This is a genomic window from Palleronia sp. LCG004 (genome assembly GCF_032931615.1).
GTDB lineage: Bacteria > Pseudomonadota > Alphaproteobacteria > Rhodobacterales > Rhodobacteraceae > Palleronia.
In genome coordinates this window covers 923025-948908 of sequence record NZ_CP136759.1, presented here as the reverse complement: position 1 = coordinate 948908, position 25884 = coordinate 923025, and the positions used below count along the sequence as shown (strand labels likewise).

The window sequence follows — 25884 nt, the reverse complement described above, 5'->3', positions numbered from 1 at the left end:
GGGATGGTACCACCTCCCCGGCTTGAACGGGGGACCTCCTGATCCACAATCAGGCGCTCTAACCAACTGAGCTAAGGCGGCACTGGGGCTGAAATATCGAAGCCGAAAAGCGATTGCAAGGCCCCGAAAGGCACGCGAAGCGCTTGCAACGCCCGTTTCAAGCGGCTACCGCCGCCCGAAACCGATCAGCGGAGGGCTGAAATGAGCATCAACGATCCCAGCGACACGAGCGCGAATCTCCAGATCGGACCGACCGATGCCGGGATGGTCCGGATCTACGTCACGGCCGATGGCGGCATCGAGGTGCCGATGGATTTCGATCCCGAGGAGGCCGAGGAGATCGCCGAGGAGATCCGCGCCGCCGCGGCCCATGCCCGTAAGCCCGTAAAGAAGAAGCGCTAGACGCCGATCGCGAGCCCGGGATCGCGCAGGAGGTGCAACCTGCGCGCCGCGTGAAAGGCGAACTTGCGGATCACCACCTTGCGTCGCGCGGGTGCCAGCCTGCTCTCGGGGCCGGTCGAGACGATTTCCGCATCGTAGCCGTCCGCTATGATGAGACCCGTGCCCTCGGGCAGGATCTCGACCGGGAAGTCCGGATCGACCGCCCAGAAGAACCTGTCGCACCATTCCAGATAGCCCTGCCACTTGCCGTCGGACATGAAATCCGCCCGGCTCGACTTGCACTCGACCACCCAGATCTCGTCCTTGGGCCCGAGCGCCATGACGTCCACCCTGAGCCCGCGCGAAGGGACCAGTTCCTCGACGCAGGCGAATCCGTGGCCCGCCAGATGACGGCTGACCCCCCGGGCGAGGATCTGCCCCGGTTTCGCAAGTGCCGGTAGGTTGGGATCGATCATGCCCCGGGTGTGAACAAAGAGGCAACGAAATGCAAGGCGGCCCGTCTGCAAAATGCCGTCCCGTCCCTCTTGCCGCAGGGGGCGTAGGGGCTTATCTCGATTGGCAGGCGGGTACTGCCCTTCTCGTGCCGGGGTCAAATTCCGGTGGCCTTACTCAATTCCGAGGGAGCTGGCTCTGGCCGGACCGTGGTTCGACTACCTGGCGCCCACCTGTATCAACAGGTCCTCGGGAATTACGCACCCTTACGGTTGCGGTGGTCCCGCCGATCCTCCTGACTTTGCGGTGATTTGGCAAAGGTCGTGGCAGCGCGCATAATGCGCGTCACGATCGGCGAAGGGAGCCTCATGTCGGACACCTCACCCAATCCGCATCACGTCCGCGAGCTCGAGGGACATCTGGGCGTTCTCGACAGCCTGTCGGGCACGGCGCTCGGCGTCCTGTCGGCGGCGTCCGGGATCTATACCTATCTGGGCGTGCGGTCGCTGCTCGATACCGACGGGGCCCTGTCCGTCTTTGCCGCGCTCGCTTATTCCATCGCCGTCAGCGTCGGCATCTTCGTCTTCTGGACCTACCTCATGCGGCTTCTGCCGGCGATGCGGACCGCCCGCGCGCGGTTGGGATTGCTGGGTTCGATGGTGCTGGGCTCCGTCGCCATCGTCGCGATGTCGTCCTGGCTGAACGCGGCGGCGCTTGCAGGGGCGGCGGCCGTCGAACAGCATCTCGCCCATACCGTACAGGATTATCAGGGCTCGCTCGAACGGGCCAACACGATCGCGCTGGCCGCGCAGGGGCTCGAGCGCGACGTCGCGCGGGTCCGCCAGTCGTTCCAGGATCTGAGCGAGCAGGAAGCGACCGGCGACCTGTCGGGCATCGCGGGCCGCGGCGCGGTCTTTCGCGTGCTGCGCCAGAAGGCGCAGGAGCTCACGGCGCTGGAGACGCAGATCAACGCGCAGGGCCCGGTGATCGATCAGGCATTCGCCGAGGGCAACGCGATCCTGTCGCGGATGCGCGCGCTTACCGTCGAGCCCGGCCCGGTCGAGGCGCGCAGCGTCGAGTTCAGCGAAGAGGCCGTCCGCCTCGCGGGTCTCATCACGCAACTGCGCCAGCTGTCCGTCGCCCCCCTCGTCAGCCGCGCCGCGCAGGATCTGTCGGCTTCGGTCGTCCTGCCGCGGCTCAACACCAATGCCGAGACCGCTGCCGGCCAGCAGGCGACGATCGATTCGGTTCTCGAGGTGCTGGGCCAGCGCGCGGCCACGCTTGCCGAGGCTGCCGCCGCGGTCGAGGAGATGACGCCGTCGGAGGAGGTGTCATACACCCCGATCTCGGCGGCCGATGCGGTGATCCGCTATGCCGGGAACTTCGTTCCGAGCTGGGCGGGGGCCATCGCCATCGACCTGCTTCCCGCCGTCCTCGTGATGATCCTGATGGTGACGCAGGGCGCGATACGGCATAGCCGCGATCGCATGCCGGTCGAGGATTCGCTGACCCTGGCCGAGCTGCGTGCGGCCGTGGCCGCCCTGCGCGAGGTCGAGGCCGACCTGCCCCCCGACACCGATGTCGCCCACCGTCCGACACCGATCAGAAACCCCGCGGAATGAGGGTTGGCGCAAGCGGCATCCTCAAGGGAATCCTCGGCCTGCAGATCGTGATCGGCGGACTGCTCGTTCTGGGCGATATGGGGCCGTCCCTGCAGGGGCTGCGATTCTCGCCCTCCGCCCCACGCCTCGACCAGCCGGTGGGCCCGGGCGATCAGACCCGTCGCTATCGCCCTTCCGACCTGCCGAAGGAATCCCCCGGCGCCCCATTCCCGCCCACGGGCGACATGCCGCGTCGTCTGACCCTGTCGGAGATAACGCTCGACGACGGGCCCGCCCTCAGGCTGGTGGGCCAGATCGCGGCGGGCGACGGCGCGCGCATGACCGAGACGCTGGGCAATCGCTTTGCCGACGGCGCGCCGCGACAGGTTTATCTGCATTCCCCGGGCGGATCGGTCGCAGACGCGCTCGAACTCGGGCGTTTTCTCCGCGACGAGGACGCGACGACGCGTATCGCGGAGGGGGATGTCTGCCTTTCGGCCTGCCCTTACATGCTGGTCGGCGGGTCCGAGCGGCTCGTGGACGATGCCGGCTCGGTCGGCGTGCATCAGCACTATTTCGGCCAGAACAGCGTGCAACCCGCCTTCATGGCCGTGGAGGACATCCAGCGCGGCCAGGGTCAGGTCATGGAATATCTGGTGGATATGGGAATCGATCCGCGGATCATGCGCCACGCTCTCGTGACGCCGCCGGACGAGATCTACATCCTGCTACCGGAAGAATTGGAGGAATACGGCGTTACCACGCCGCCGGACGATCGGCCCAGCTGATCAGCGGATGCGGGGCTCGGTATGCTGCGCCTCGAGCTTGCGGTCGAGCTTGCGATCCTCGTAACGGATATAGAGGATTCCGCCGCCCGCGAAGGCCAGCGCGATGATCGGCACGATGAGTTCGAAGAAGGTCATGGTCTCACACCTTTCTCAGGTATCTGAGAATATAGTGTGAAACGAGGTGCACGACCAGTCCCATGATCGCCCAGTAGCCCGTCTCGCGGCTCACATTCTCGATCGAATCGGTGAGCGGCCGCAGGACGGCGAAGCCGACCATCCCCAGACCCAGTGCGTTGATCGTGCTCGACAGCAGCTTCACGCGCTCGTTGAACGTGACGAGCGGATCGCGCGCGGGCTTCACGCGAAGGCCTCTGGACGGGCCTCCCGCGCCATGTGGTCGAGGACGGCATTGACGAATTTCGGCTCCCGTCCCTCGGGAAAGAACGCCTTGGCGACGTCCACGTATTCCACGATCACCACCTTGGGCGGGGTCGTTCGCGCCAGAAGCTCCGCCCCGGCCGCGCGGAAGGTCGCGCGCAATGTCGGGTCGATTCGGTCGATCGGCCATTTCGCGACGAGCGCGTGATGCGTCAGCTGGTCGATGCGCGACTGGTTGTCGACGACCCCGTCGAGAATCGCGCGAAAGAGCGTGACGTCCCCCTCGATCATCTCGCCTTCGTCATAGACCGCGCCGAAGCGGTGATCCTCGAACTCCACGCGGACCCGGTCGATGCCGAGGCTCGAATGCTCCATCTGGAACAACGCCTGCACCGCATAGAGGCGCGCCGCGGATTTCATCTTTCGTTTGTCGGTCATGCGCCTGCGCCGTCTTCGTTGCGCGGCTTGAAGCCGATGCCCTTGCCGGTCCGGCTCCACTTGCGCGACAGCGCGATCAGGTGCAGCGCGGCGGCGGCCGCGCCTCCGCCCTTGTCCTGCTCGCCCGCCCGCACGGCCGCCTGGTCGTAATTCTCGACCGTGAGGATGCCGTTGCCGATGCAGCATCCGTCGAGTCCGAGAAGCGTCAGCGCGCGCGAACTGTCGTTGCAGACCGTGTCGTAATGCGTCGTCTCGCCCCGGATGACGCAGCCGAGCGCGACGTAGCCGTCGAAATCGCCGTTTCGCTGCGCGATGCGGATCGCCGTCGGGATCTCGAGTGCGCCCGGCACCTCGACGAGTTCGACCTCGGCACCGGCCTGCTCGAGCGTGCGGCGCGCGCCGGCGATCATGTCGTCGGCGATGTCCTTGTAATACGGGGCCACCACGATCAGGACCTTCGGGGCCTTCTCGAAGGTCGGCAGGTCGAGGGTATGATGCGATTGTCCGGCCATCAGCCGATCTCCGATATCTTGCGGGTATCCGTGATCTCGAGCCCGTAGGCATCGAGGCCGACCACTTTCGGCCGGGGCGAATTCGTGAGCAGCACCAGCTTGTGGATGCCGAGCGTGCTGAGGATCTGCGCGCCGAGCCCGTATTGACGCAATGTTTGCGGCGACACCTCGTCATCGGCCACGAGCTTCATGTGGACGTCGCGCAGCAGAACGAGGACCCCGCGCCCGTTCTCGGCGATAAGCTCCATCGCGTGGCCGAATTCCGAGGCACGCCCCGGCTCTCCGAGCCCGACCACATCGAGCAGCGGGTCCATCGCATGCATCCGCACGAGCACCGGCTCGTCGCCCGACACGTCGCCCTTGATGAGTACGATATGCTCGGCACCCTGCGTTTCGTCGGCGTAGATCCTCATCGTCCAGTCGCCGCCGAACTCGCTCGTCACGATCTGCTCGCGGTGCAGACGCACGAGGTTGTCGTTGCGCCGGCGATACCGGATGAGATCGCTGATTGTGCCGATCTTGATGTTGTGATGCTGCGCGAAGGCCACGAGGTCCGGCAGGCGCGCCATCGTTCCGTCGTCGTTCATGATCTCGCAGATGACCGAGGACGGGTTGAGGCCTGCGAGCCGCGCAATATCGACGCCCGCCTCGGTATGGCCCGCGCGGACGAGGACGCCGCCCTCGCGGGCGCGCAGCGGAAAGACGTGACCCGGCGTCGCGATGTCGGCGCGGCTCGTTGCGCTGTCGATGGCAACCGCGACGGTGCGCGCGCGGTCATGCGCCGAGATGCCGGTGCTGACCCCCTCGCGCGCCTCGATCGAGATGGTGAAGTTCGTCTCGTGGCGAGAGGCGTTCTGCGCCGTCATCAAGTGCAGCCCGAGCGCGTCGCAGCGCGCCCCCGTCAGCGTCAGACAGATGAGGCCGCGCCCATGCGTCGCCATGAAGTTGATCGCGTCCGGCGTCGCCATCTGCGCGGGAATGACGAGATCACCCTCGTTCTCGCGGTCCTCGTGATCCACGAGGATGAACATGCGTCCGTTCCGTGCATCCTCGATGATTTCCTCGATCGAGGAAATCGCATCCTGGAACTCGTCCCTGTCGGTCATCGCGCCTCGCCCGTTCGCATTGCGGATTGCGGGATAGACCGGCGGCGGGAAAAAGACCAGCCGAGGTTTCGCCGCGAAACCCTCACCCGTAATTCGCGAGCCGCGCGACGTAGCGGGCCATCGTGTCGATCTCGATGTTGAGCAGATCGCCCTCGGCCACCCTGCCCCAGGTCGTCACCGATTTCGTATGCGGGATGAGATTCACGTCGAACCGCGCCCCGTCGACCGCGTTCACGGTCAGCGACGTCCCGTCGAGCGCGATGGACCCCTTGGGCGCGATGAACCGCGCAAGCTCTTTCGGGGCCTCGATCGTGATGCGGGTGCTGCCGTTCTCGTCGTGCATCTCGACGATGCGTGCGGTCCCGTCGACATGGCCCGAGACGATATGCCCACCGAGCTCGTCGCCCACGCGCAACGCGCGTTCGAGGTTGATCCGCGTGCCGACTGGCCAGCCCGTCTCGCCGATATTGGTCTTGGACACCGTCTCGGCACTGATCTCGACGGCGAACCACGGACGCGGATCGGTTCCGGTCTCGATGACGGTCAGGCACACGCCGTTGCAGGCGATCGAGGCCCCGATCGGTATGGACGCCACGTCGTAACCGGTCGCGATCCGGGCTCGCAGGTCGCCGGGGCGGTCGGTCTCGAGCACCTCGCCCATGTCTGTGATGAGGCCGGTGAACATGTCGCTTTCCCTTCGTCGATTTCTGGCCGGACGCGTGGCGGGGCCCTGTCAGGCCCGCTCCCATGTCGTCATCACGTCGGGCCCTATCGCGCGCGTGTCAAGAAGGCGAAAGCGTGGCGCATCGGCAAGGGCCGAAACCCCCATCGCTCCGAGCGCCGGCTGCCCCTCGGCCCCGAGCGCGAGACCCGCATTGAAACTGACCAGCCGGTCGACCAGTCCCGCCTGCAGCAATGCCGCCGCGAAACTGCCGCCCCCTTCGCAGAAGATCCGCGTCAGACCCTGCGCGCCGAGCTCCGCCAGCATCGCCGCGGGATCGAGCCTGCCCCCGTCGAGCGGAACCTGAATGAGCCGCGCGCCCGCCCCCTCCCAGAAGCCGCGCCGCCCGTCGGGCGCATCGGCGTGGAGCAGCCAGAGGTCCGGCCCCGCACTGGCCGCGAGCCGCCCGCTCGCCGGCAGGTCGAGCCTGCGGGCGGCGACGATCCGGATCGGCTGATGCCGCGCGCCGAGCTCGCGGACCGTGAGTTCGGGATCGTCCGCGCGGGCGGTGCCCCCGCCCACGAGCACCGCGTCATGGTCGAGCCGCGCGGCATGGACGACGCGCCGTGCAGCGGGCCCCGTGATCCAACGCGATTCGCCCGATGCGGTGGCGATCCGCCCGTCGAAGGACGTGGCGAGCTTCAGCGTCACCATCGGCCGGCCGAGATTGATGCGGCTGAGGAATCCCGCCTGATCGGCCCGCGCGCGATCCACGCAGATCCCCGTCTCGACCGTGACGCCGGCCGCGCGCAGCATCGCAAGACCGCGCCCGGCCACGCGGGGGTCGGGATCCTCCATCGTGGTCACGACACGGGCGACCCCGGCCTCGATCAGCCCCTCGGCGCATGGCGGTGTCCGGCCATGATGCGCGCAGGGCTCGAGCGACACATAGGCGGTTGCACCGCGCGCGAGCGGCCCCGCCTGATCGAGCGCGACCCTTTCGGCGTGAGGGCGACCGCCGGGTCGGGTCCATCCCCGTCCCACGATGCGGGAGCCCGACACGATCACGCAGCCGACGGCCGGGTTCGGCCAGACACGACCGAGCCCGCGCCGCCCGAGCGACAGCGCATGGCGCATCGCGTCCGCGTCGTTCACTCCGGCTTCGGCGCGGCGGGGCGCAGTTCGCTCATGAATTTCTCGAAATCGTCGGCGACCTGGAAGTTCTTGTAGACGCTGGCGAACCGGACATAGGCCACGGTGTCGATCCGCGCGAGGCTCTCCATGACGATCTCGCCGATGACCTTCGAGGGAATGTCGGTTTCGCCCATGCTCTCCAGCCGACGGACGATGCCGCTGATCATCTGGTCCACGCGCTCGGGATCGACGGGGCGCTTCTGCATCGAGATGCGGACGGACCGCTCCAGCTTGTCACGATCGAAATCCTCGCGCCGTCCGTTGGTCTTGATGACGACGAGGTCACGCAGCTGCACGCGTTCGTAGGTAGTGAACCGCCCGCCACAGGCTGGACAGAACCGCCGCCGCCGGATCGCCACGTGATCCTCGGCAGGCCGGGAATCCTTTACCTGGGTGTCGACATTTCCGCAAAACGGGCAGCGCATGCATTATCCTTCGGTCAAGGCCCAGATCGTGACGCGGCCACTATATGCAGTGCCGCAGCCATTGGGTAGGGCGAAAGCCGCCCCCGGAACGCCGAGACGGGACCGGAAGGAAACGTCAGTCGCGCCGCCGTGTGAGCTCGCACTGGAACCTTGCATTGCCCGCCGTCAGCCCGCGGGAACCCGAAAGCCGGAGGAGGCCCGGCGATGTCGCGTTCTCGGAGCTGAGCGAGAACGAGATCCCCTCGCCCGAGGCGCGTCGCGGCGCGCTGGTGCGGTAGATGCGGGTCGCCGGGTGCACATGCAGCACGCGGATCGCGTAATCGCCCGCCGCACACCAGAAGGCCCGCGCCCCCGAAAGGGAGCTGTAGGGCACGTGGAATTCGCCCGGCCCTCGATCCTCGACCCTGAGGCCGTTCTGCGCGACGAAGGCATGGGACGGCCCCGCAAGCAGCAGAACCGCAAGAGCGATGGCGCGCCCCTTCATTCGACCGGGTCCGGTGCGAAATGCAGGGCCACGTGCCGGGTATGAGGGGCCTCGCGATGTTCGAAGAGAAAGACGCCCTGCCACGTCCCGAGCCGCATGCGCCCGTCCTGAACCGGGATCTGGAGGCTGACGGGAAGATGCGCCGCCTTGATATGGGCCGGCATGTCGTCGACCCCTTCGGCGCGATGGGTGATGAACCTCATCGAAGCGGAATCCGCCGGCGGAACGAGCCGGACGAGCCAACCCAGAAGGTCGCTCTGCACGTCGGGATCGGCGTTCTCCTGGATCAGCAGCGAGCACGACGTATGCCGCACGAAAACCGTCAGCAGACCGTCGCGCGGCGGCAGCCAATCCGCGATCCGGGCGGTGAACTCGATCAGGCCGGGGCCGTTCGTGTCGATGGAAAACTCGGTCTGCATCCGCCGATCATGACCGGGCCGAGTCTCTGGCACAACCCTTCGCGAGGCCGCTTTCATGTCGGGAGGCCGACAGGCATAAAGGACCGATGATCGATATCGACCCCATACTTGCCGAACACGGTGCCTGGCTCGTCTTCGTCGGAACGACGATCTCGGGCGACACGGTCGCGCTTGCGGCCGGCGTCCTCGAACAGCGCGGCACACTCAGGCTCGGCCCGACGCTCGCGGCCGTCGCGGCGGGGGGATGGGTGTCGGATGTGGGGCTGTTCCTGCTCGGCAAGCAGTTCCGCAGAAGTCGCCGCGTGGCACGCGCCCTCGACCAGCCGGTGGCGCAGCGGCTGAACGAACGGTTCATGTCCCGCCCCGTCCTGCTGACGGCGATCTCGAGGTTCATTCCGGGCAGCCGTACATTCGTGCCCGTCGCCCTCGCCACCAGCGGCAATATCGGCCTGCCGCTCTATGCGGCGGTCAGCGCGGTCGCGTCGGCTATCTGGGCGTGGCTGCTGCTGGTGATCGGCCACAATCTCGGCGAATGGATCGCCGAGGTCTGGGGCCGCATCCGGGAGACCGAGACGATCGTGACCTTTCCGGCCATCGCGATCGCGCTCAGCCTCGGGACGCTGATCTGGCGGCTATGGCGTCGCAAGAAGCACGGCACGACAATCGTGCCGCGCTTTCCCCGTCACTGATCCAGGAACGAGCGCAGCTTGCGCGACCGGCTCGGATGCTTGAGCTTCCGAAGCGCCTTCGCCTCGATCTGGCGAATCCGCTCGCGCGTGACCGAGAATTGCTGGCCCACTTCCTCCAGCGTGTGATCGGTGTTCATGCCGATTCCGAAACGCATCCGCAGGACGCGCTCCTCGCGTGGGGTGAGTGAGGCCAGAACCCGGGTGGTCGTCTCCTTCAGGTTCTCCTGAATGGCCGAATCGAGCGGCAAAACGGCGTTCTTGTCTTCGATGAAATCGCCGAGCTGGCTGTCTTCCTCGTCGCCGATCGGGGTTTCGAGGCTGATCGGCTCCTTGGCGATCTTCATCACCTTGCGGACCTTCTCGAGCGGCATCTGCAGCTTTTCTGCCAGCTCTTCGGGCGTCGGTTCGCGGCCGATCTCGTGCAGCATCTGGCGGCCGGTGCGGACCAGCTTGTTGATCGTCTCGATCATGTGGACCGGGATGCGGATCGTGCGCGCCTGATCGGCGATCGAACGCGTGATCGCCTGCCGGATCCACCATGTTGCATAGGTCGAGAACTTGTAGCCGCGGCGATACTCGAACTTGTCGACGGCCTTCATGAGGCCGATGTTCCCCTCCTGGATCAGGTCGAGGAATTGCAGACCACGGTTCGTGTATTTCTTGGCAATCGAAATGACGAGCCGAAGGTTCGCCTCGACCATTTCCTTCTTGGCGACGCGGGCTTCCTTCTCGCCCTTCTGGACCTGCTGGACGATGCGGCGGAACTCGGAGATGTCGACGCCGACATATTGTCCGACCTGCGCCATCTCGCCCCTGAGATCCTCGACCTTGCCGGTCGAGCGTTCGATCAGGGCCTGCCAGCCGCGTCCGGATTTCGATCCCATCCGGTCGAGCCAGGTCGGGTCGAGCTCATAGCCGCGATATTCCTCGATGAATTCGCGACGGTTGATGCGCGCCTGATCGGCCAGCTTCACCATCGCCGAGTCGATCGACATGATCTTGCGGTTGATGCCGTAGAGCTGGTCGATCAGCGCTTCGATCCGGTTGTTGTGCAGGTGCAGCTCGTTGACGAGCAGCACGATCTCGCCGCGAAGCTTCTGGTATTTCTCCTCGTCGCGGTCGCTGAACGAGCCATCCTCGTTGAGCGTCGCGGACATGCGAAGATCCTGCATCTCCGAAAGCTCGGCATAGTCGCGCGCGATCACGTCGAGCATCTCGAGCACACGCGGCTTCAGCGCGGATTCCATCGCGGCGAGGCTGAGGCTCGCCTGATCATCCTCGTCCTCGTCGTCGTCGCCCTTGGAGATCGGGTTGCCGTCGGCATCCAGTTCCTGCTGATCGCCGCCACCGGACTTCTGCGTCTCGCCACGCTTGGCCCCGGCAATGTCGCCCACGACGCCCGTTTCGTCGTCGCCTTCCTCTCCCATGGAACGACCGAACGTCGTCTCGAGGTCGATGACGTCGCGCAGGAGGATGTCTTCGGTCAGAAGCTCGTCGCGCCAGATCGTGATCGCCTGGAATGTCAGCGGGCTCTCGCAGAGGCCCGCGATCATCGTGTTGCGCCCTGCCTCGATCCGCTTGGCGATCGCGATCTCGCCCTCGCGGCTCAGAAGCTCGACGCTGCCCATCTCGCGCAGATACATCCGCACCGGGTCGTCGGTCCGGTCGAGCTTCTCCGATTCGGTGGTCGAAACGGCGACTTCGCGCGAGGTGGAAGTCGTGGCAACGTCGGTCGAGGTCTTCTTGTCCTCGTCCTCGGCCTCTTCCTCCTCGATGACGTTGATGCCCATTTCCGAGAGCATCGACATCACGTCCTCGATCTGCTCCGAGCTCACCTGCTCCGGCGGAAGGACCTGGTTCAGCTGGTCATAGGTGATGTAGCCACGCTCGCGGGCGTCGGCGATCATCTTCTTGACCGCGGCCTGGCTCATGTCGAGCATGACTTCGCCGTCCTGATCGTCCGGCTTGCGGTCGTCGTTGTCTTTCGCGGCCATGTTGCCAATCCTTTCCACCGTGCCCGTCCACCGATTGTCACCCCGGCGGCTTCGGACCCAATCGCGAATCACGGGTGAGCACCGATTCGCGAAGTGTTTACCTCGATTCGATTACCAAATCAGCGCATCTCTTCACAAAGCGTCACCGTCACTTCCGATCACCACCGCCAGATAGCCCGATCTGCTCCAAAAGCACGTCGAGAGCATCGCGTTCGGACCTGTTGAGCTTCACGCCGTTCGGGGCCTCTTCGTATTCGGTCGTGTCCTCGGACTGACCGTGCTGTGCACGGTCCCTCGCACGTGCCGCCTCGCCCAGACGCCAGGTCAGCGCCTCTCCGGTCTCGGCTGCGAGATCCTCCATCGCCTCGGCGATCTCGCGTGCGGCCCCCTGTGCCGCGAGCATCTTCGCCAGTTCGTTGCCGAGGCAGATCGCGGCAAGATCGCTGTCGTCCCCGCGAAGGGCGGGCACCACGGCCAGATGGCGCGCCGACAGCAGGTTTTCAAGGGCCGATCCTGCAAGCTCGGCCTCGATCGCGGCGCGACGCTCCGCGGGGGTCCGCCCGGAATGCCGCAAAAGCGCCGCCGCGATCCCGGAATGACCGTCGCCTCGGAACTCGACTTCGGCAAGCGCGTCCTCGACCCGCGGCAGAAGCTCTCCGAAACGCAGAAGGATCGCGAGGACCACCTGCTCGCGCAGGCCATGCTCCACCGACGCGCCGCCCAGCGCGAGGGCCGAGGCCCGCGTCGTCGTCGTGGCGGAGGCCGGCGGCTGCACCCTGCCCCGGCCCGGCACCCATGGGTCGCGCTTCTTCCGCGGGTTGAAGAGGTGCCAGCGCCGTTCCTTGATCGCGTCGCCGTAATGACGGCGGAGAGACGGGTCGCGAATCCGGCCGAGCCGTTCGCGCAAGGATTTGTCGAGCGCGGCGCGCGCCTCGGGCGTGTCGAGCATGCGGCCGGCGGTTTCGGCCCGCCACAGCACATCGACCATCGGCTGCGCCTGGGAGAGGAGCTTCTCCATCGCCTCGCGCCCGCCCGACCGCAGAACGTCGTCCGGGTCCTGCCCCGGCGGCATCAGGCAGAACCTGAGCGATTGTCCCGCCTCGATCATCGGCAGCGCGAGGTCCATGAGCCTCAATGCCGCCCGCTGGCCCGCCTCATCGCCATCGAGCGCGACGATCGGTTCGGGCGACATGCGCCACATCAGCCGGAGCTGATCCTCGGTCACGGCGGTGCCGAGCGGTGCCACGGTGGATGCGAAACCCGCCTCGCTGAGCGCGATCACGTCCATGTAGCCCTCGGCCACGATCAGCGGAGACTTCCCGGCCGCGGCCCGCGCAGGCCCCATGTTATAGAGCGTGCGCCCCTTGTCGAAGAGCGGCGTTTCCGGCGAATTGAGGTATTTCGCGTTATCGTCGGGATCCATCGCGCGGCCGCCGAAGGCGATGCAGCGCCCCCGCGCGTCGCGGATCGGATAGATGATGCGATTGCGGAACGTGTCGTAGGGCGCGCGCCCCTTCTGGGACGTCTTGGCAAGCCCCGCCTCGACGATCCGTTCGACGGGAATCCCCTTCCCGGTCAGGTGATCCCGCAGGCCGTCCCAGCTTGCGGGCGCGAAGCCCAGTTGCCAGCGCTCCTGCGCCGCGCGGTCGAGCTTGCGGCCCTCGAGATACTGCCGCGCCTCGCGTCCCGCATTGCCCGAAAGCTGCATCTGGAAGAATCGTGCCGCCGCCTCCATCACATCGACGAGGACATCGCGCCGGTCCGCCTTGGCCTGAGCCTGCGGGTCGCGTTCGGGAACCTCCATCCCCGCCTCCGAAGCGAGGAGCTTGACCGCCTCGATGAAACTCAGGTTCTCCGTCTCGCGCACGAAGCTGATCGCGTCGCCCTTCTCGTGGCAGCCGAAGCAGTAGTAGAAGCCCTTCCGGTCATCGACATGGAAGCTTGCCGACTTTTCCTGGTGGAACGGGCACGGGGCCCACATGTCGCCCTTGCCCTGGTTCGACTTGCGCGTGTCCCAGATGACCTTGCGGCCGACGACCTGCGAGAGGCTCAGTCGGCTGCGCAATTCGTCGAGAAATCCGGGTGGCAGGCTCATGGGGATCATATCGCCGCGACCCGGGCAAAAGTCGAGGGGCAGTGCCGCGGGGTTCGGGTCGCATTGCCCCGCAGGAGCGCCTTGTCGCGGGCGGCCGACAGACGGCCGCCCGCACTTCAGCGATCAGCAGTCGTCGATGCTGCGCGACAGGATCGGCGATCCGTCGGGGGCGCTGACATTGGCGGTCACACCACCGCGTTCGGAGATGAAGGACCTGAGCGCGGGTGCCGCGCACATCTGCTGGGCGAAGTCACGCTCGAAGCTGAAGCGGAACGCATCGCGTTCGGCCGAGGTCGCGATCGCCGCGGCATCCGCCACGAGATCGAGGACAAGACGGCCCCCATCCGCGCGCGCCTGGCGAAGCGTCAGCCCCTCGTCGAGCTCGCGCCCCTCGAGCGGTTCGAGCGCGGAAATCACGGCCGCCATCTCGGGGGGCGTCGCCGCGGCGCGCGCGGCATTCTCGGGATCGACGGCAAGCGGATCGGACGCGCCGCCACATCCCGAGAGCAGAGCCACGCCCGCGGCCAGTGTCACCATCAAACGCATGAAACCTCACTCTTCTGACTTGTATATTCGGTGCGCCGATATTGGGCCGCGCGGTCGGTGGACGCAACCCGTGGAGGATGCGCGGCCCTCCGGACGGATCGCGCGCAATTTGAGCGAAATCGCACCCGTTCCGCCCCCGCCCCGCCCCATTCCTGCCGCGAAACCACGGCAGAAGGACAGCGCGTGGGATCCATGACGCCCCGCAATCGAGGTGTCGCCCGGCCATGAAAGACGGAAACAACGACCGCGCCCGGTCCTTCCTCGTCTCCGAGGAGGGCTCCCTCGTGGTGTTCGGCATCTTCCTCTTCGCGGTGATGCTGATCGCCGGGGGCATCGGCGTCGACATCCTGCGCCACGATTCGGAACGGTTGAGGATGCAGAGCACGCTCGACCAGGCGGTCCTGTCGGCAGCCAATCTCGAACAGCTTGCAGAGCCGGAGGCCGTGGTACGGGACTATTTCTCAAAGGCGGGGCTGCTCTCGCGGCTCGGCGATGTCAGTGTCGTCGAAAGCATCAATTCACGGCTCGTCTCTGCCACCGCCACCGCCGATGTGAACACCATGTTCCTCAGAGCAGTCGGGATCGACACCCTCAAGGCAGCGACCGCGAGTGCCGCGCGCGAAGACGTTCGCGATGTCGAGGTGTCGGTGGTGCTCGATATTTCGGGATCCATGGGTGGCAACAACCGGATGACCTATCTGAGAACCGCCGCCAAGGATTTCGTGACTGCGGTTCTTTCCGGTCGCACCGAGGGCAAGCAGGGCGACATCTCGGTCTCGCTCGTGCCATACCAGACCGAGGTCAACGCCGGACGACCGATGCTGAACCGCTTCAAGCTCAGCGTGCCGCACGACTACTCCAACTGCGTCGACTTTCTGCCTCAGGATTATCAGACGACCGCCGTCGATTTTACGAAGACACGTCCTCAATCGGGACATTACGACCCGTATGCGGATGGCCGTTCCGGAACTTCGATCGCCGAACACCGTCCGCGCGCAGCCATTCCCTGCCGGTCCGACGGAGAGATCGTCTATCTTTCCGAGAACGAAGCCCTGCTTCATGCCCGTATCGATGCACTCAAGCCTGGCGGCGGCACCTCGATCGATGCGGGTGTCAAATGGGGTACGGCGCTCCTCGATCCGTCGCTTCGCCCTGCAATCACGGCGCTTGCGAATAGCGGGCATATCGACAAGAAATTTTCCGGTCGGCCCTACGACTACGGCGAGGACAACCGAATGAAGGTTCTCGTCATCATGACAGATGGCGAAAACTTTTCGACCGAGGACCTGAAGCCCGAATACAACGGCACGGCTCTCTCGGATATCTGGCTCTGGCGCGATCCGAACGGCGGCAGTGGCGACAGCGCGCTCCGCATTTCGGTAGAGGATACCGAAAAAGGCGATCGCGACCAGGACGGCGTGTCGAACGAGAAATGGTACATCCCGTCGCTCCGTCGTTGGGAACAGGCACCCATCGGCGGCACCAATGCCCGACAGCTGACATGGCGGGAGGTCTGGTCGATCGTTTCGGTCGACTGGCACGCTTACTATTATCGCTATCTGCAAAACAACGACACGAACGAGTACAATCTCTGGCACACGCAGATCTATGACCCGCTCAGCGCCGCGACCAAGAATATCCGCCTGGAAAGGATGTGCAGCGAAGCCAAGGCAAAAGGCATCCTCGTCTTTTCAATCGCGATGGACATTTCCGAATCCTACGCCACGCGAATGCAGAACTGCGCCAGTTCGGCCAACAACTACTTCAACGTGAAGGGCCAGAAGATCGACTACGCCTTTGCCGCGATATCGAACGCGATCAACCAGCTGAGGCTGGTGGAATGAGGCGGCTGCTGCAATCCTTTCTCGGGCGCGAGGACGGGACAGGAACGGTCGAGTTCGTGATCCTCTTTCCGCTGATCCTCTGGCCGTTCCTCATCACGATGGAGGCGAGCTTCATCCAGATGCGCCAGGCGATGCTCGACCGCGCGACCGATATCGTGGTGCGCGATCTGCGGCTCGGCACGCCCGAACTGCGCGACCCCGAAACGCTGAAGGCCGCGCTCTGCGACCGGATCCTCATCATGCCCGATTGCCGCACGGACCTGATGCTCGCCATGGAGCCTCAGGTGATCGGTGATTTCGCCCCCCCGGACGGTCGTGTCCGCTGTGTCGACCGCACCGAAGAGATCGCTCCGGCAACGAATTTCCAGGTCGGCGGCACCAACGAGATGATGATGCTGCGGTTCTGCGTGCTGCACGACCCGATCCTCCCCAATATCGGGCTGGGCAAGATCCTCCCCCGGGAGCCGGGCGGCGGGTTCGCACTCGTCTCGGCCACCTTCTTCGTGGTGGAGCCGACGGAATGACGATGCCCCTGCCCCGCAAACGCCTCGTTCGCTTCGCGCGGTGCGAGGACGGATCATACTCGGTCGAGGCGGTGATGATCCTGCCGCTGCTGCTCTGGGTCGCGCTCGCCTCGATGACGTTCATCGACGGCTATCGTCAGCAGAACGCGAACCTGCGGACGACCTATACCATCGCGGACATGCTCTCGCGGCAGAGCGATCCGGTCGGTCCGCGATTCGTCGACGGGCTGGGACGAATCCATACCTTCCTCACCCAGGGAAAGAACGAGACGTCGCTGCGCGTGACCGTGGCTATCTGGAACGAACCCGACGGGAAGCACGAGCTCGTCTGGTCCGACTCGACGGGCAATGCCCCGGCTCCGATCACGGACGTGACACTCGCCCAGCTCTCGCCGTCGATCCCCGCATTGTCGAACGGCTCGACCGCCATCATCGTCGAGACCTGGATGGATTACGAACCGGTCTTCAAGATCGGCCTTTCACCGCATCGCTTCCATCACAGCGCGATCGTCACGCCGCGCTTCCGGCCGCAGCTCAAATACGAGGCCGGGGCCTGATCTCAGCCCTCCGTCCTGCGCCCGTGCAGGACCTGGAGAAGTTCCGCCACGGCCTTGGCCTCTCCGGGCGATGTGACGCCGCCGACCCCGATCCTGCGACCGAAACGCCAGTAGAGGCCCGGAGCCCATGCGAAGGGCGCGGGCTCCTTCAGCTTCACGCTGAACCCGTTCGAGGGTTTGAACGCGAATGCCCCCCTCTCGACGGTGTCGATCTCGTCCATCAGGACGAGGGGCGCGTCGGTTTCGGTGAAGAGCCCCTCGGGCTTCAGCACGATCGACCCCGCCGTCGCCCGCCAGAGCGCGATGCCGCACCAGATCCCGAGCCCGCCGAGGACGATCAGAAGCAGCCGCCAGAAAATCTCGGCCGGCTGACTTACCGCGAGCCAGATGAGCAGCGCACCGAGCGCGCAGATCATCACGACGCCGATCACCCTCCGCGTGGGCGAGGCACCGAGGCGGCTCACCTCCTCTCCCGGAAGGGCGTCGATCCTAGAGACGGGCTGCATCTTTCTCTCCTTCGGCGCGGTCGGTCCCGCATACGCGTTCGGCCGGTCCGAGAAAAGCGCCGTTGCGGCACGGGTGCGGCCTCCGCTATTCTCTCAGGGACCGCGAAGAAGAGCATCGACATGCAGCGCCTGCGCCCTTTCCTGATCGTGCTGATGCTCGCTGGCTGCGCGCTTCCCGATATCGACGTCCCCGAGGACGCGGAACTCGCCCGTGCGGATTATCCCGAGCTGCTGCCGCTCTCGGCGGTCATCGCGGCGGAGCGTGCGCGCGCCACCCGCGCGACGCCCGAGGATACGGCCGCGCTCGCCTCGCGTGCGCAGGCTCTGCGCGCACGCGCCGCGGCCCTTCGAGGCGCGGGGCTCAGTGCCGAGGATCGCGCGCGCCTCGGAGCTGCGCCCGATCGGCTTCGCGCGGACGCCGCGGCACTGGCAGGCGCGGGCGAAACCCGCTAAGCCCGCCCCCGACCGTGACCCAGAAGGAGCCCGACGACATGACCAGCCCTCTTCGCCTTGGCATTGCCGGCATCGGGACCGTCGGCACGGGCACGATCCGCATTCTGCAACGGCATGCCGACCTGCTCGAGGCGCGCGGCGGGCGGCCGATTGAAATCAAGGCGGTTTCGTCGCGAAACCGGAACAAGGATCGTGGCGTCCGTCTGGGCGAGTACGAATGGGAGGACGATCCCGTCGCACTTGCCCGCCGCGACGATATCGACGTGTTCGTCGAACTCATCGGCGGCGAAGACGGGCCGGCGAAGGACGCGGTCGAGGCCGCGATCGAGGCGGGCCACGACGTTGTGACGGCGAACAAGGCGCTGCTCGCGCATCACGGACAGGCGCTTGCCGAACGGGCCGAGGCGCAGGGCGCGGTGCTGCGGTTCGAAGCCGCCGTCGCGGGCGGCATTCCCTGCGTGAAGGCCCTGACCGAAGGGCTTGCGGGCAACGAGATCACGCGCGTGATGGGCGTGATGAACGGCACCTGCAACTACATCCTCACGCGGATGGAGAGCGCCGGTCTGACCTACGACCAGGTCTTCGCCGAAGCCTCCGAGCTAGGATATCTCGAGGCCGATCCGACGCTGGATGTGGGCGGTATCGATGCGGGCCACAAGCTCGCGCTGCTGGCAAGCATCGCCTTCGGCACGAAGGTCGATTTCGACGGTGTCGCGCTCGAGGGGATCGAGCGGATCAAGATCGAGGACATCCGGCACGCCGCCGATATGGGCTTCGCGGTCAAGCTGCTCGGTGTCGCGCAGATGACGGGTCGCGGGCTCGAGGCGCGGATGTCGCCCTGCCTCGTCCCGCAGACCTCGCCGCTGGGGCAACTTGACGGGGCGACGAACATGGTCGTGCTTGACGGCGATGCGGTGGGTCAGGTCGTGCTGCGCGGTGCGGGGGCCGGTGAAGGCCCCACCGCCAGCGCCGTCCTCTCCGACATCGTCGACATCGCGCGGGGCAACCGCGTCTCGACCTTCGGACAACCGGCAGCACGGCTCGTGCCCGCCCGGCGGGCCGAGGCCGCGACGCCAGCCCCCTTCTACCTCCGGATGGTGCTGACCGACCGGCCAGGCGCGCTCGCCAAGATCGCGGCACGCCTGGGCGAGGCCGGCATCTCCATCGACCGGATGCGCCAGTACGACCATACCGAAGGGTCGGCACCGGTGCTGATCGTCACGCACAGGGCGATGCGCCGCGCGCTCGACGAGGCGATCGACGCGATGGCGGATACCGGCGTCCTCGAAGGCGAGATCGTGGCGCTCAGGATCGAGGACGTCTGAAGAAAGTTTGCCCACCGGCTGCGGTAACAGCCTTGTGCGTGCGCGTCTCCAGCGGCTATCCCCGGGCTGACCCGTTTTTTCAGCCCCGGAGACCCTGATGCCCAGCCCAGATTTCAACGACCGCATGCTTTCCCTCGGCCTTGCGAGGGTCAGCGAGGCCGCCGCCCTCGCCTCGGCGGGATGGATCGGTCGCGGCGACGAGAAGGCCGCGGACCAGGCCGCCGTCAACGCCATGCGCGACCAACTGAACCGTCTCGACATCGCGGGCCGCGTCGTCATCGGCGAAGGCGAGCGTGACGAGGCTCCCATGCTTTATATCGGCGAGGAAGTCGGAACGGGCTCGGGTCCGGAGGTCGATATCGCGCTCGACCCGCTCGAGGGAACGACACTGACCGCCAAGGACATGCCGAACGCGCTGACCGTGATCGCCATGGCGGGTCGCGGCGCGATGCTGCACGCCCCCGACGTCTACATGGACAAGCTGGCGATCGGGCCGGGTTTCCGGACCGGCGTCGTGACCCTCGACATGAGCCCGGCCGAACGGGTCAGCGCCCTCGCCTCGGCCAAGGGATGCTCTACCCGCGACATCACGGTCTGCGTTCTCGAGCGTCCGCGCCACGAGGAGATGATCGCCGAACTCAGGACCACGGAATGCGCGATCCGGCTCATCACGGATGGCGACGTGGCAGGCATCATCCATTGCGCCGATTCGGCCCGCACGGGGATCGACATGTACATGGGATCCGGCGGCGCGCCCGAGGGCGTCCTGGCGGCGGCCGCGCTGAAATGCATGGGCGGCCAGATGTACGCAAAGCTGATCTTCCGCAACGACGACGAGAAGGGCCGCGCCGAAAAGGCCGGCATCACGAACTTTAACCGCGTCTACACGCGCGACGACCTCGCATCGGGCGACGTGATCTTCGCCGCGACGGGCGTGACCGACGGTTCGGTGGTCGACGGCATCAAGCGCGAGCCCGGCTACCTGACGACTGAGACGATCCTCATGCGGTCCAAGACCGGATCGGTGCGCCGCATGGTCTATCGCAACCCGGTGGGCCGCTCGGCCTGAGGAGACGGAACACTGCCCCGGTCGTCTTGATGGCGGCCGGGGATGCAACTTTTCGGCGCGGGATCGGCAGAACGCCCGAACGCGCGTGCGGCTATTTGCGATGCCTTTGCCAAGCCGGCATCGGACACATCTTCGCGCTTGTATCGGGGGAAGTGGCGCACCCATCAGGATTCGAACCTGAGGCCTCTGCCTTCGGAGGGCAGCGCTCTATCCAGCTGAGCTATGGGTGCGTGCCGTTCGGCGACGTTCTGAGGGGTCCATACGGGATATTGGCGGGGTCCTCAAGCCTTGGATTGAGATCCGGGACCACTCTGTTTTCGGGGCCCCGCCCTCATCTCATGCGGGCCGACATGACCCGCTGGAATGGTCGCAGCCGTCAGCCCTGCGCCGCCCTTCTGTACCGTTTCTCTCGACGCTTACGCGAAGAGTTCGTGGCAGAGCTCGAGCCCGTCGACCAGCGCATCGACCTCGTCATGGGTGTTGTAGACCGCGAAGGATGCACGCGCGGTCGCCGTGAGGCCGAGGTGGTCCATCAGCGGTCCGGCGCAATGATGACCCGCACGCACGGCGATCCCGCGCTTGTCGAGGACGGTCGAGATGTCGTGCGGATGGGCTGCGCCGTCCAGCGTGAAGGAGAAGATCGCGCCCTTCCCGGGGGCCTTGCCCTGCACGTTGAGCCAGTTCAATCCGCCCAGACGCTCGATCGCGTAGTCGCGCAGCGACGCCTCGTGCGCGGCGATCGCCTCCATCCCGATATCGGTCATGTAGTCGAGCGCGGCGCCGAGCCCGATCTGAGCGACGATACCGGGGGTGCCTGCCTCGAACTTGAGCGGCGGGACGTTGTAGTCGACGCCGTCCTTGCGGACATCGCGGATCATGTCGCCGCCCCCCATGAAGGGACGCATCTCGGCCATGCGTTCGGGCCGGACATAGATCCCCCCGGACGCGGAGGGCCCGTAAAGCTTGTGGCCCGTGATGGCATAGAAGTCGCAGCCGATCTCCTCGACATCGACGGCCATATGGACGGCTGCCTGCGATCCGTCCACGAGAGTCGCGACGCCCTGTTCCCGCGCGGCCTGCGCGATGCTCTTCACGTCGACGACCGTTCCGAGCACGTTCGACATGTGCGTGATCGCGACGAGTTTGGTCCGGGGGCCGATCGCGTCGATGACGGCCTGCGGATCGAGCGCGCCGTTGACGTCGGTGTCGACCCATTTCAGAACGACGCCCTGCCGTTCGCGCAAGAAATGCCAGGGCACGATATTGGCATGATGTTCCATCACGCTCAGCACGATCTCGTCGCCGGCTTCCATCCGCGGCATGGCCCAGCCATAGGCGACCATGTTGATCCCTTCGGTCGTCCCGGTATTCATGACGATGCTGTTCTCGTCGGTCGCGCCGAGAAAGGCCGCGATCTTGCCGCGGACAGCCTCGTACTTCTCGGTCGAGATCGAGCTCAGCGTGTGCAGGCCGCGATGCACGTTTGCGTAATCCTCGGCATAGCCGCGCGTCACCGCGTCGATCACCGCCTGCGGCTTTTGCGCAGAGGCACCGCTGTCGAGATAGACGAGCGGTCGGCCGTTCACCTCCCGCGACAGGATCGGGAAATCCGCGCGGATCTTCTGGACGTCGAACATTGGAAAGCCTCCTATCTCGCGACGGATACGCCCGCGAGGGTCAGCAGGAAAGAGAGACCAAGCGCCACACCCATCAGCACGAAGAGGATCATGCCGAAGACACGCCCGAGGCTGTCGAAGCCGTGAAGCTCGGCCACGAAATTCGTCAGGAGCCAGAAGAACAGGATCAGCCCCAGGATCATCACGATGCCCGCCAGCGGCGGAATGACGATGAGGAGGATCCCCTGCAGGATCTGGAGACATACCATCACGAATTGCAGCCAGGTGACCGCGAGAATCGCGTCGCCGAGATCGCCCGTCCCCTTGAACGCGCGCCCCACCTTGTCGATCAGCAGGACGCTGATGATCAGGACGACGAGCTGCATGGCCCCGAAGGCGAACGGGCTCAGCATCAGGACCGGATCGGCATCCTGCGCGATTGTGGCGAGCAGGAACATGTTGGCAAGTTCGGCCAGCAGGATCGAGACGACAACCACCAGAAGCAGCGCCTGCCAGAGCGTCCCGCGATCGAGATCGAGCGCGCGCAGCCGTGCGAATGTCGGTCGCGGGGCCCGCACCGTGTCGAGCGCAAGCTGCCCCAGAATGCGGGGCGACAGGAGGTTCATGCTCTCTCTCCGAATTCAACGGCGTAAAGGCCCGCGAGCCACAGCGCCAGAAAGGCCACGAGCGCGACCAGCCCCGTGACGTCGAGTGCCGGACCCGGACCGATCAGACCCGCCACGAGCCCCCATAGCAGCCAAAGCGGTGCGGCCGCCAGTAGTGCCCAGAAGAGCGCCATCCGCGCGTCGAGATGGCTCCCCCTGCCGCCGAAGATGCGGGCGATCACGTGGCTGATCCCCGCCAGCGCATAGAGCACGAGCGGCGCGATGAAGAGCCACCCCAGAAGCGCGCCGCCGATCAGCATGTCGACCTCACGGCCCGAAAGATGCGATTCGCGGCTGAGCCGCGGCCATTGCGCCACGAAGATGAGCCCGCAGGCAAGCATCAGCGTGATGAGCGCCCGGGCCTCACCGCGTCCGTCCGGCCCTCCCAGGCGACGGCGCAGCACCGGGCCGGGACCGCGATAACTGCGCAGGATGTCGCCCGTCAGTGCCACGTCAGCTCGCGTGCCGATCGAGCCAGGCGGCCAGACGCTCGTTCAGCGCCGCGGCGATATCCTCGTCGTCGATCTCTTCGAGCGTCTCGGCGAGGAAGGCCAGAACGAGGAGATCCTCGGCACGTGCCTTTGGCACCCCGCGGGAGCGAAGATAGAACAGAGCCTCCTCGTCGATCGCGCCCGTGGTGGAACCGTGGGAACATGCCACGTCGTCGGCATAGATCTCGAGCTCGGGCTTGGCGAGGAACTGGCTGTCGTCGTCGAGCAGCAGCGCCTGACTGATCTGGTAGCCGTCGGTCTTCTGTGCGTCCTTCCTGACGAGGATCTTGCCCTGGAACACGCCGACCGCGCCGTTCTTGAGCACCTTCTTGAAGACCTGCCGGCTTTCGCAATTCACGGCATCATGCGTGACGAAGACCGTGTCGTCGTTATGGAAGGGCGTCCGCGCTCCGTCCCCGATCGCAGCCCCCGCGACATGCGCGACGGCATCGTCCCCGGTGAACTCGACGACGTTCTCGTTCCGCGTCAGCGCGCCATTGGCCGACAACGTGAAGGACTTGTAGGTGGAGGCACGGCCCAGACGCGCGAACCCGGCGCTCGCCGTGCGGCGATCATGATTGCGGCCCTGGCTGCGAACGTGATGAAGCGTGGCATCGTCGGCGACATCGGCTTCGATCAACGTGTTCGAACGCGCCGCGACGCATCCGGTCTCGAGGAGCGTCAGCTCCGCGCCTTCGGTCAGCTGCACGACATGATGCAGGATCGCATCGGATCGTGCATCTTCGTGGAGATAGACGATACTGACCGGGCGTGAGACCTTTCCGGTCACGCGGATCAGGATGCCGTCCGTGGCGAAGGCCGTGTTCAGCGCGCAAAGCGGCCGATCGACCGGGTTCTGGCCACGTGCCTCGAGAAGGCCGTAGAGATCGCGCGCCCAGTGGATGTCCGCCAGACCGGCATCAGCCAGACGGGCGATCTCGATCCCCTCGCCCGAAAGGTCGTCGGATGCCCCGGCATCGAAGACGCCGTCCACGAACACGATGCGGAGCTGATCCATCCCCTCGTAGAGCGGCGCCTCGTCGGAGATGTCCATCGGGGCGGCATCGACCGGTTCCACCGCGTTGAAATCGGCGGGATTGGTGAACCGCCAGTATTCGTCGCGGCGATGCGGCATGCCCATCATCCGGAGCCGGCCAACCGCCTCCTGACGAGCGGCCTCGGACCAGCCGGAATTGTCGGGGATCGAAAGCGCGTCGAGGCGCGTATCGGTCGCGTCCTGCTTGGGTTTGGGCATGGCCATCAGGCGTTCTCCGCGAGAATGTCGGTGTAGCCGTTCTTCTCGACCTCGAGCGCGAGCTCTGGTCCGCCGGTCTTCACGATGCGACCGTCGGACATGATATGAACCACATCGGGACGGATGTGGTCGAGAAGCCGCTGGTAATGCGTGATGACGAGAAAGCCACGATCCTCGGACCGAAGGGCGTTCACACCCTGCGCCACCAGCTTCATCGCGTCGACGTCGAGACCGGAATCGGTCTCGTCGAGGATGCACATGCGCGGCTCGAGCATGGCCATCTGCAGGATCTCGTTGCGCTTTTTCTCGCCACCCGAGAAGCCCACGTTGACGGGCCGCTTCAGCATATCCGCGTCGATCTGCAGTTCCTTGGCCTTCTCGCGCACGACCTTGAGGAAATCGGTGGAGCTGAGCTCGGCCTCGCCGCGGGCCTTCCGCTGCGCGTTCACGGCCGTCCGCAGGAAGGTCATGTTGCCGACGCCAGGAATCTCGACCGGATACTGGAACGCCAGGAAGACGCCCGCCGCTGCCCGCTCCTCGGGCTCCATATCGAGGATGTTTTCGCCGTTGAGAAGTGCTTCGCCCTCGGTCACCTCATAGCCGTCGCGACCGGAGAGCACGTAGCTCAGCGTCGACTTGCCGGACCCGTTCGGCCCCATGATCGCGTGGACCTTGCCCGCCTCGACCTCGAGATCGACACCCTTGAGGATTTGCTTATCCTCTTCCTCAAGCTTGACGTGCAAATTGCTGATCTTCAACATCTTTCATCCTTTCCGCACCTGCACGGCGCGTTCTTTCGCATCTGGGCGGGGATCGCGCTCGATCCCCAGCCCGCATCTGTTCTTCCGCAGCCCAAGGCCGCGACGCTCACTCGACGATGACGGCCGTTCCGCTCGCCGAGACCATGAGCATTCCGTTCTCCTTGCCGACCACCTCGTAATCGAGATCGACGCCCACGACGGCGTTCGCTCCGGCCTCGCGGGCGCGGTCCTCCATTTCCGCAAGCGCAGTCTCGCGTGCTTCGTTGAGGCTCTTCTCGTAGGCCCCGGACCGGCCGCCTATGATGTCGCGGATGCCGGCGAACATGTCGCGGAAGACATTCGCGCCGAGGATGGCCTCGCCCACGACTATTCCCTTGTAGGACGTGATCCTGCGTCCCTCGACGCTGGGCGTCGTGGTGACGATCATCTCGGACTTCGACCAGAAGCTCATTTCCGCCTCCTCTTGAACATCATGCGGCCGGCGATCCAGCCGATCGCGGCAGAGATCACCAGCACGATCAACACGCGCGGGAGCGGGTTCTGCAGCCACCACGACATGCTCACGATAAGCCCCAGAACCACGCCCACGCCGACCGTCAACCAGACGAAGAAGCGCGGGCGCTCAGGGGCGCGAAGCGGATCGAGCTCACCCAT

32 protein-coding genes and 2 tRNA genes are annotated in these 25884 nt (G+C 65.8%); 10 read left to right on the top strand and 24 right to left on the bottom strand.

Translation table 11 applies throughout. The annotated features are described in order from the left end of the window. Window positions 1-4 precede the first annotated feature (4 nt). Window positions 5-81 (bottom strand) — tRNA-His (locus RVY76_RS04600). Window positions 82-201: 120 nt separating this feature from the next. Between RVY76_RS04600 and RVY76_RS04595 the strand changes: the two genes are divergently transcribed. Continuing rightward, window positions 202-402, top strand: a complete 201-nt coding sequence (locus RVY76_RS04595) for a DUF6324 family protein (RefSeq protein WP_317376173.1) — start codon at window positions 202-204, stop codon at window positions 400-402. Here RVY76_RS04595 and RVY76_RS04590 read toward each other — a convergent pair. Then, window positions 399-857, bottom strand: coding sequence for an MmcB family DNA repair protein (locus RVY76_RS04590; protein WP_317376171.1), 459 nt, complete (start codon window positions 855-857; stop codon window positions 399-401). The two genes, RVY76_RS04595 and RVY76_RS04590, sit on opposite strands and share 4 nt — an antisense overlap. A gap of 345 nt (window positions 858-1202) precedes the next feature. Between RVY76_RS04590 and RVY76_RS04585 the strand changes: the two genes are divergently transcribed. Together RVY76_RS04585 and RVY76_RS04580 are read left to right on the top strand one after the other, a co-directional pair. Continuing rightward, complete coding sequence (locus tag RVY76_RS04585) at window positions 1203-2456, top strand: hypothetical protein (protein ID WP_317376169.1); 1254 nt, start codon at window positions 1203-1205, stop codon at window positions 2454-2456. After that, window positions 2453-3223, top strand: coding sequence for a hypothetical protein (locus RVY76_RS04580; protein WP_317376168.1), 771 nt, complete (start codon window positions 2453-2455; stop codon window positions 3221-3223). Before RVY76_RS04585 ends, RVY76_RS04580 begins: the two co-directional genes overlap by 4 nt. Here RVY76_RS04580 and RVY76_RS04575 read toward each other — a convergent pair whose 3' ends face one another. The 10 genes from RVY76_RS04575 to RVY76_RS04530 all read right to left on the bottom strand — a co-directional run bounded on the left by RVY76_RS04575 (window position 3224) and on the right by RVY76_RS04530 (window position 8840). Beyond that, window positions 3224-3358, bottom strand: a complete 135-nt coding sequence (locus RVY76_RS04575; RefSeq protein ID WP_317376165.1) for a hypothetical protein — start codon at window positions 3356-3358, stop codon at window positions 3224-3226. 4 nt (window positions 3359-3362) lie between these two features. Further along, window positions 3363-3584, bottom strand: coding sequence for a hypothetical protein (locus tag RVY76_RS04570; protein WP_317376163.1), 222 nt, complete (start codon window positions 3582-3584; stop codon window positions 3363-3365). Continuing rightward, window positions 3581-4039 (bottom strand): transcription antitermination factor NusB, encoded by a 459-nt coding sequence (nusB, locus tag RVY76_RS04565; RefSeq protein WP_317376162.1) that lies wholly within the window; start codon window positions 4037-4039, stop codon window positions 3581-3583. The genes RVY76_RS04570 and nusB overlap by 4 nt, the downstream gene beginning before the upstream one ends. Next, the gene (locus tag RVY76_RS04560) at window positions 4036-4551 is read right to left on the bottom strand and encodes a 6,7-dimethyl-8-ribityllumazine synthase (protein WP_317376160.1); all 516 of its coding nucleotides are present in this window, start codon (window positions 4549-4551) and stop codon (window positions 4036-4038) included. The genes nusB and RVY76_RS04560 overlap by 4 nt, the downstream gene beginning before the upstream one ends. Continuing rightward, the gene (ribB, locus tag RVY76_RS04555) at window positions 4551-5657 is read right to left on the bottom strand and encodes a 3,4-dihydroxy-2-butanone-4-phosphate synthase (protein WP_317376158.1); all 1107 of its coding nucleotides are present in this window, start codon (window positions 5655-5657) and stop codon (window positions 4551-4553) included. The genes RVY76_RS04560 and ribB overlap by 1 nt, the downstream gene beginning before the upstream one ends. Window positions 5658-5739: 82 nt before the next feature. Next, window positions 5740-6342 (bottom strand): riboflavin synthase, encoded by a 603-nt coding sequence (locus tag RVY76_RS04550; protein WP_317376156.1) that lies wholly within the window; start codon window positions 6340-6342, stop codon window positions 5740-5742. A 48-nt stretch (window positions 6343-6390) separates the two neighbouring features. Next, entirely contained in the window at window positions 6391-7473 is a 1083-nt protein-coding gene (ribD, locus tag RVY76_RS04545; protein ID WP_317376154.1) for a bifunctional diaminohydroxyphosphoribosylaminopyrimidine deaminase/5-amino-6-(5-phosphoribosylamino)uracil reductase RibD, read from the bottom strand. After that, window positions 7470-7937, bottom strand: a complete 468-nt coding sequence (nrdR, locus tag RVY76_RS04540; RefSeq protein WP_317376152.1) for a transcriptional regulator NrdR — start codon at window positions 7935-7937, stop codon at window positions 7470-7472. Before nrdR ends, ribD begins: the two co-directional genes overlap by 4 nt. A gap of 115 nt (window positions 7938-8052) precedes the next feature. Then, window positions 8053-8421 (bottom strand): hypothetical protein, encoded by a 369-nt coding sequence (locus tag RVY76_RS04535; RefSeq protein ID WP_317376151.1) that lies wholly within the window; start codon window positions 8419-8421, stop codon window positions 8053-8055. Continuing rightward, the gene (locus RVY76_RS04530; RefSeq protein WP_317376150.1) at window positions 8418-8840 is read right to left on the bottom strand and encodes a secondary thiamine-phosphate synthase enzyme YjbQ; all 423 of its coding nucleotides are present in this window, start codon (window positions 8838-8840) and stop codon (window positions 8418-8420) included. Before RVY76_RS04530 ends, RVY76_RS04535 begins: the two co-directional genes overlap by 4 nt. Before the next feature lie 86 nt (window positions 8841-8926). On the opposite strand from RVY76_RS04530, the gene RVY76_RS04525 reads away from it, so the two are divergent. Beyond that, window positions 8927-9529, top strand: a complete 603-nt coding sequence (locus RVY76_RS04525; protein WP_317376148.1) for a DedA family protein — start codon at window positions 8927-8929, stop codon at window positions 9527-9529. Here the strand turns inward: RVY76_RS04525 and rpoD are convergent. From rpoD to RVY76_RS04510, 3 genes are all read right to left on the bottom strand, one after another. Further along, entirely contained in the window at window positions 9523-11523 is a 2001-nt protein-coding gene (gene rpoD / locus RVY76_RS04520; RefSeq protein WP_317376147.1) for an RNA polymerase sigma factor RpoD, read from the bottom strand. The genes RVY76_RS04525 and rpoD overlap by 7 nt on opposite strands. A 148-nt stretch (window positions 11524-11671) precedes the next feature. Further along, entirely contained in the window at window positions 11672-13618 is a 1947-nt protein-coding gene (dnaG, locus tag RVY76_RS04515) for a DNA primase (RefSeq protein WP_317376146.1), read from the bottom strand. 123 nt (window positions 13619-13741) lie between these two features. After that, entirely contained in the window at window positions 13742-14164 is a 423-nt protein-coding gene (locus RVY76_RS04510) for a hypothetical protein (RefSeq protein ID WP_317376145.1), read from the bottom strand. Between the two features lie 224 nt (window positions 14165-14388). On the opposite strand from RVY76_RS04510, the gene RVY76_RS04505 reads away from it, so the two are divergent. Genes RVY76_RS04505 through RVY76_RS04495 form a run of 3 tightly spaced genes read left to right on the top strand, consistent with a single transcriptional unit; the run spans window position 14389 to window position 17089 of the window. Next, entirely contained in the window at window positions 14389-16008 is a 1620-nt protein-coding gene (locus RVY76_RS04505) for a TadE/TadG family type IV pilus assembly protein (protein ID WP_317376144.1), read from the top strand. Then, window positions 16005-16532 carry a pilus assembly protein gene (locus tag RVY76_RS04500; RefSeq protein WP_317376143.1) on the top strand — a complete coding sequence of 176 codons (528 nt, stop codon included), beginning with the start codon at window positions 16005-16007 and terminating at the stop codon, window positions 16530-16532. The genes RVY76_RS04505 and RVY76_RS04500 overlap by 4 nt, the downstream gene beginning before the upstream one ends. A 2-nt stretch (window positions 16533-16534) precedes the next feature. After that, window positions 16535-17089: a hypothetical protein gene (locus RVY76_RS04495; protein WP_317376142.1), complete on the top strand. Its 555-nt coding sequence runs from the start codon at window positions 16535-16537 to the stop codon at window positions 17087-17089. A 2-nt stretch (window positions 17090-17091) separates the two neighbouring features. On the opposite strand, the gene RVY76_RS04490 is transcribed toward RVY76_RS04495, so the two are convergent. Further along, complete coding sequence (locus RVY76_RS04490) at window positions 17092-17595, bottom strand: hypothetical protein (protein WP_317376141.1); 504 nt, start codon at window positions 17593-17595, stop codon at window positions 17092-17094. A gap of 120 nt (window positions 17596-17715) precedes the next feature. Here RVY76_RS04490 and RVY76_RS04485 point away from each other — a divergent pair, with 120 nt between their 5' ends. From RVY76_RS04485 to glpX, 3 genes are all read left to right on the top strand, one after another. Beyond that, complete coding sequence (locus tag RVY76_RS04485) at window positions 17716-18048, top strand: hypothetical protein (protein WP_317376140.1); 333 nt, start codon at window positions 17716-17718, stop codon at window positions 18046-18048. A gap of 38 nt (window positions 18049-18086) precedes the next feature. Next, on the top strand, window positions 18087-19373 hold the full coding sequence (locus tag RVY76_RS04480) for a homoserine dehydrogenase (protein ID WP_317376139.1): 1287 nt from the start codon (window positions 18087-18089) through the stop codon (window positions 19371-19373). Window positions 19374-19470: 97 nt separating this feature from the next. Continuing rightward, on the top strand, window positions 19471-20442 hold the full coding sequence (gene glpX, locus RVY76_RS04475) for a class II fructose-bisphosphatase (RefSeq protein ID WP_317376138.1): 972 nt from the start codon (window positions 19471-19473) through the stop codon (window positions 20440-20442). Window positions 20443-20595: 153 nt separating this feature from the next. Here the strand turns inward: glpX and RVY76_RS04470 are convergent. The 8 genes from RVY76_RS04470 to RVY76_RS04435 form a co-directional block, all read right to left on the bottom strand. Beyond that, window positions 20596-20672 (bottom strand) — tRNA-Arg (locus RVY76_RS04470). A gap of 186 nt (window positions 20673-20858) precedes the next feature. Then, on the bottom strand, window positions 20859-22079 hold the full coding sequence (locus RVY76_RS04465; RefSeq protein WP_317376137.1) for a cysteine desulfurase: 1221 nt from the start codon (window positions 22077-22079) through the stop codon (window positions 20859-20861). 11 nt (window positions 22080-22090) lie between these two features. Further along, window positions 22091-22684, bottom strand: a complete 594-nt coding sequence (locus tag RVY76_RS04460; protein WP_317376136.1) for a Yip1 family protein — start codon at window positions 22682-22684, stop codon at window positions 22091-22093. Next, window positions 22681-23175, bottom strand: a complete 495-nt coding sequence (locus tag RVY76_RS04455; protein WP_317376134.1) for a YIP1 family protein — start codon at window positions 23173-23175, stop codon at window positions 22681-22683. Before RVY76_RS04455 ends, RVY76_RS04460 begins: the two co-directional genes overlap by 4 nt. Window position 23176: 1 nt before the next feature. Next, window positions 23177-24475, bottom strand: a complete 1299-nt coding sequence (locus tag RVY76_RS04450) for a SufD family Fe-S cluster assembly protein (RefSeq protein ID WP_317376133.1) — start codon at window positions 24473-24475, stop codon at window positions 23177-23179. Then, window positions 24475-25230, bottom strand: coding sequence for a Fe-S cluster assembly ATPase SufC (gene sufC, locus RVY76_RS04445; protein ID WP_317376131.1), 756 nt, complete (start codon window positions 25228-25230; stop codon window positions 24475-24477). The genes RVY76_RS04450 and sufC overlap by 1 nt, the downstream gene beginning before the upstream one ends. A 106-nt stretch (window positions 25231-25336) precedes the next feature. Next, entirely contained in the window at window positions 25337-25657 is a 321-nt protein-coding gene (locus RVY76_RS04440) for a heavy metal-binding domain-containing protein (protein WP_317376712.1), read from the bottom strand. A 20-nt stretch (window positions 25658-25677) separates the two neighbouring features. Then, on the bottom strand, window positions 25678-25884 hold the full coding sequence (locus tag RVY76_RS04435) for a hypothetical protein (protein WP_317376129.1): 207 nt from the start codon (window positions 25882-25884) through the stop codon (window positions 25678-25680).

What these genes read in the sequence shown, in the direction of transcription:
- glpX (WP_317376138.1), top strand. Translation starts at nt 19,471, where the DNA reads ATGCCCAGCCCAGATTTCAACGACCGCATGCTTTCCCTCGGCCTTGCG.
- RVY76_RS04490 (WP_317376141.1), bottom strand. Translation starts at nt 17,595, where the DNA reads ATGCAGCCCGTCTCTAGGATCGACGCCCTTCCGGGAGAGGAGGTGAGC.
- RVY76_RS04460 (WP_317376136.1), bottom strand. Translation starts at nt 22,684, where the DNA reads ATGAACCTCCTGTCGCCCCGCATTCTGGGGCAGCTTGCGCTCGACACG.
- RVY76_RS04580 (WP_317376168.1), top strand. Translation starts at nt 2,453, where the DNA reads ATGAGGGTTGGCGCAAGCGGCATCCTCAAGGGAATCCTCGGCCTGCAG.
- RVY76_RS04510 (WP_317376145.1), bottom strand. Translation starts at nt 14,164, where the DNA reads ATGCGTTTGATGGTGACACTGGCCGCGGGCGTGGCTCTGCTCTCGGGA.
- RVY76_RS04500 (WP_317376143.1), top strand. Translation starts at nt 16,005, where the DNA reads ATGAGGCGGCTGCTGCAATCCTTTCTCGGGCGCGAGGACGGGACAGGA.
- nusB (WP_317376162.1), bottom strand. Translation starts at nt 4,039, where the DNA reads ATGACCGACAAACGAAAGATGAAATCCGCGGCGCGCCTCTATGCGGTG.
- ribB (WP_317376158.1), bottom strand. Translation starts at nt 5,657, where the DNA reads ATGACCGACAGGGACGAGTTCCAGGATGCGATTTCCTCGATCGAGGAA.
- RVY76_RS04465 (WP_317376137.1), bottom strand. Translation starts at nt 22,079, where the DNA reads ATGTTCGACGTCCAGAAGATCCGCGCGGATTTCCCGATCCTGTCGCGG.
- RVY76_RS04505 (WP_317376144.1), top strand. Translation starts at nt 14,389, where the DNA reads ATGAAAGACGGAAACAACGACCGCGCCCGGTCCTTCCTCGTCTCCGAG.
- RVY76_RS04495 (WP_317376142.1), top strand. Translation starts at nt 16,535, where the DNA reads ATGCCCCTGCCCCGCAAACGCCTCGTTCGCTTCGCGCGGTGCGAGGAC.
- RVY76_RS04550 (WP_317376156.1), bottom strand. Translation starts at nt 6,342, where the DNA reads ATGTTCACCGGCCTCATCACAGACATGGGCGAGGTGCTCGAGACCGAC.
- RVY76_RS04450 (WP_317376133.1), bottom strand. Translation starts at nt 24,475, where the DNA reads ATGGCCATGCCCAAACCCAAGCAGGACGCGACCGATACGCGCCTCGAC.
- RVY76_RS04595 (WP_317376173.1), top strand. Translation starts at nt 202, where the DNA reads ATGAGCATCAACGATCCCAGCGACACGAGCGCGAATCTCCAGATCGGA.
- RVY76_RS04480 (WP_317376139.1), top strand. Translation starts at nt 18,087, where the DNA reads ATGACCAGCCCTCTTCGCCTTGGCATTGCCGGCATCGGGACCGTCGGC.
- RVY76_RS04485 (WP_317376140.1), top strand. Translation starts at nt 17,716, where the DNA reads ATGCAGCGCCTGCGCCCTTTCCTGATCGTGCTGATGCTCGCTGGCTGC.
- rpoD (WP_317376147.1), bottom strand. Translation starts at nt 11,523, where the DNA reads ATGGCCGCGAAAGACAACGACGACCGCAAGCCGGACGATCAGGACGGC.
- RVY76_RS04585 (WP_317376169.1), top strand. Translation starts at nt 1,203, where the DNA reads ATGTCGGACACCTCACCCAATCCGCATCACGTCCGCGAGCTCGAGGGA.
- RVY76_RS04535 (WP_317376151.1), bottom strand. Translation starts at nt 8,421, where the DNA reads ATGAAGGGGCGCGCCATCGCTCTTGCGGTTCTGCTGCTTGCGGGGCCG.
- RVY76_RS04560 (WP_317376160.1), bottom strand. Translation starts at nt 4,551, where the DNA reads ATGGCCGGACAATCGCATCATACCCTCGACCTGCCGACCTTCGAGAAG.
- sufC (WP_317376131.1), bottom strand. Translation starts at nt 25,230, where the DNA reads ATGTTGAAGATCAGCAATTTGCACGTCAAGCTTGAGGAAGAGGATAAG.
- RVY76_RS04530 (WP_317376150.1), bottom strand. Translation starts at nt 8,840, where the DNA reads ATGCAGACCGAGTTTTCCATCGACACGAACGGCCCCGGCCTGATCGAG.
- nrdR (WP_317376152.1), bottom strand. Translation starts at nt 7,937, where the DNA reads ATGCGCTGCCCGTTTTGCGGAAATGTCGACACCCAGGTAAAGGATTCC.
- RVY76_RS04435 (WP_317376129.1), bottom strand. Translation starts at nt 25,884, where the DNA reads ATGGGTGAGCTCGATCCGCTTCGCGCCCCTGAGCGCCCGCGCTTCTTC.
- dnaG (WP_317376146.1), bottom strand. Translation starts at nt 13,618, where the DNA reads ATGAGCCTGCCACCCGGATTTCTCGACGAATTGCGCAGCCGACTGAGC.
- RVY76_RS04525 (WP_317376148.1), top strand. Translation starts at nt 8,927, where the DNA reads ATGATCGATATCGACCCCATACTTGCCGAACACGGTGCCTGGCTCGTC.
- RVY76_RS04590 (WP_317376171.1), bottom strand. Translation starts at nt 857, where the DNA reads ATGATCGATCCCAACCTACCGGCACTTGCGAAACCGGGGCAGATCCTC.
- RVY76_RS04440 (WP_317376712.1), bottom strand. Translation starts at nt 25,657, where the DNA reads ATGATCGTCACCACGACGCCCAGCGTCGAGGGACGCAGGATCACGTCC.
- RVY76_RS04575 (WP_317376165.1), bottom strand. Translation starts at nt 3,358, where the DNA reads ATGACCTTCTTCGAACTCATCGTGCCGATCATCGCGCTGGCCTTCGCG.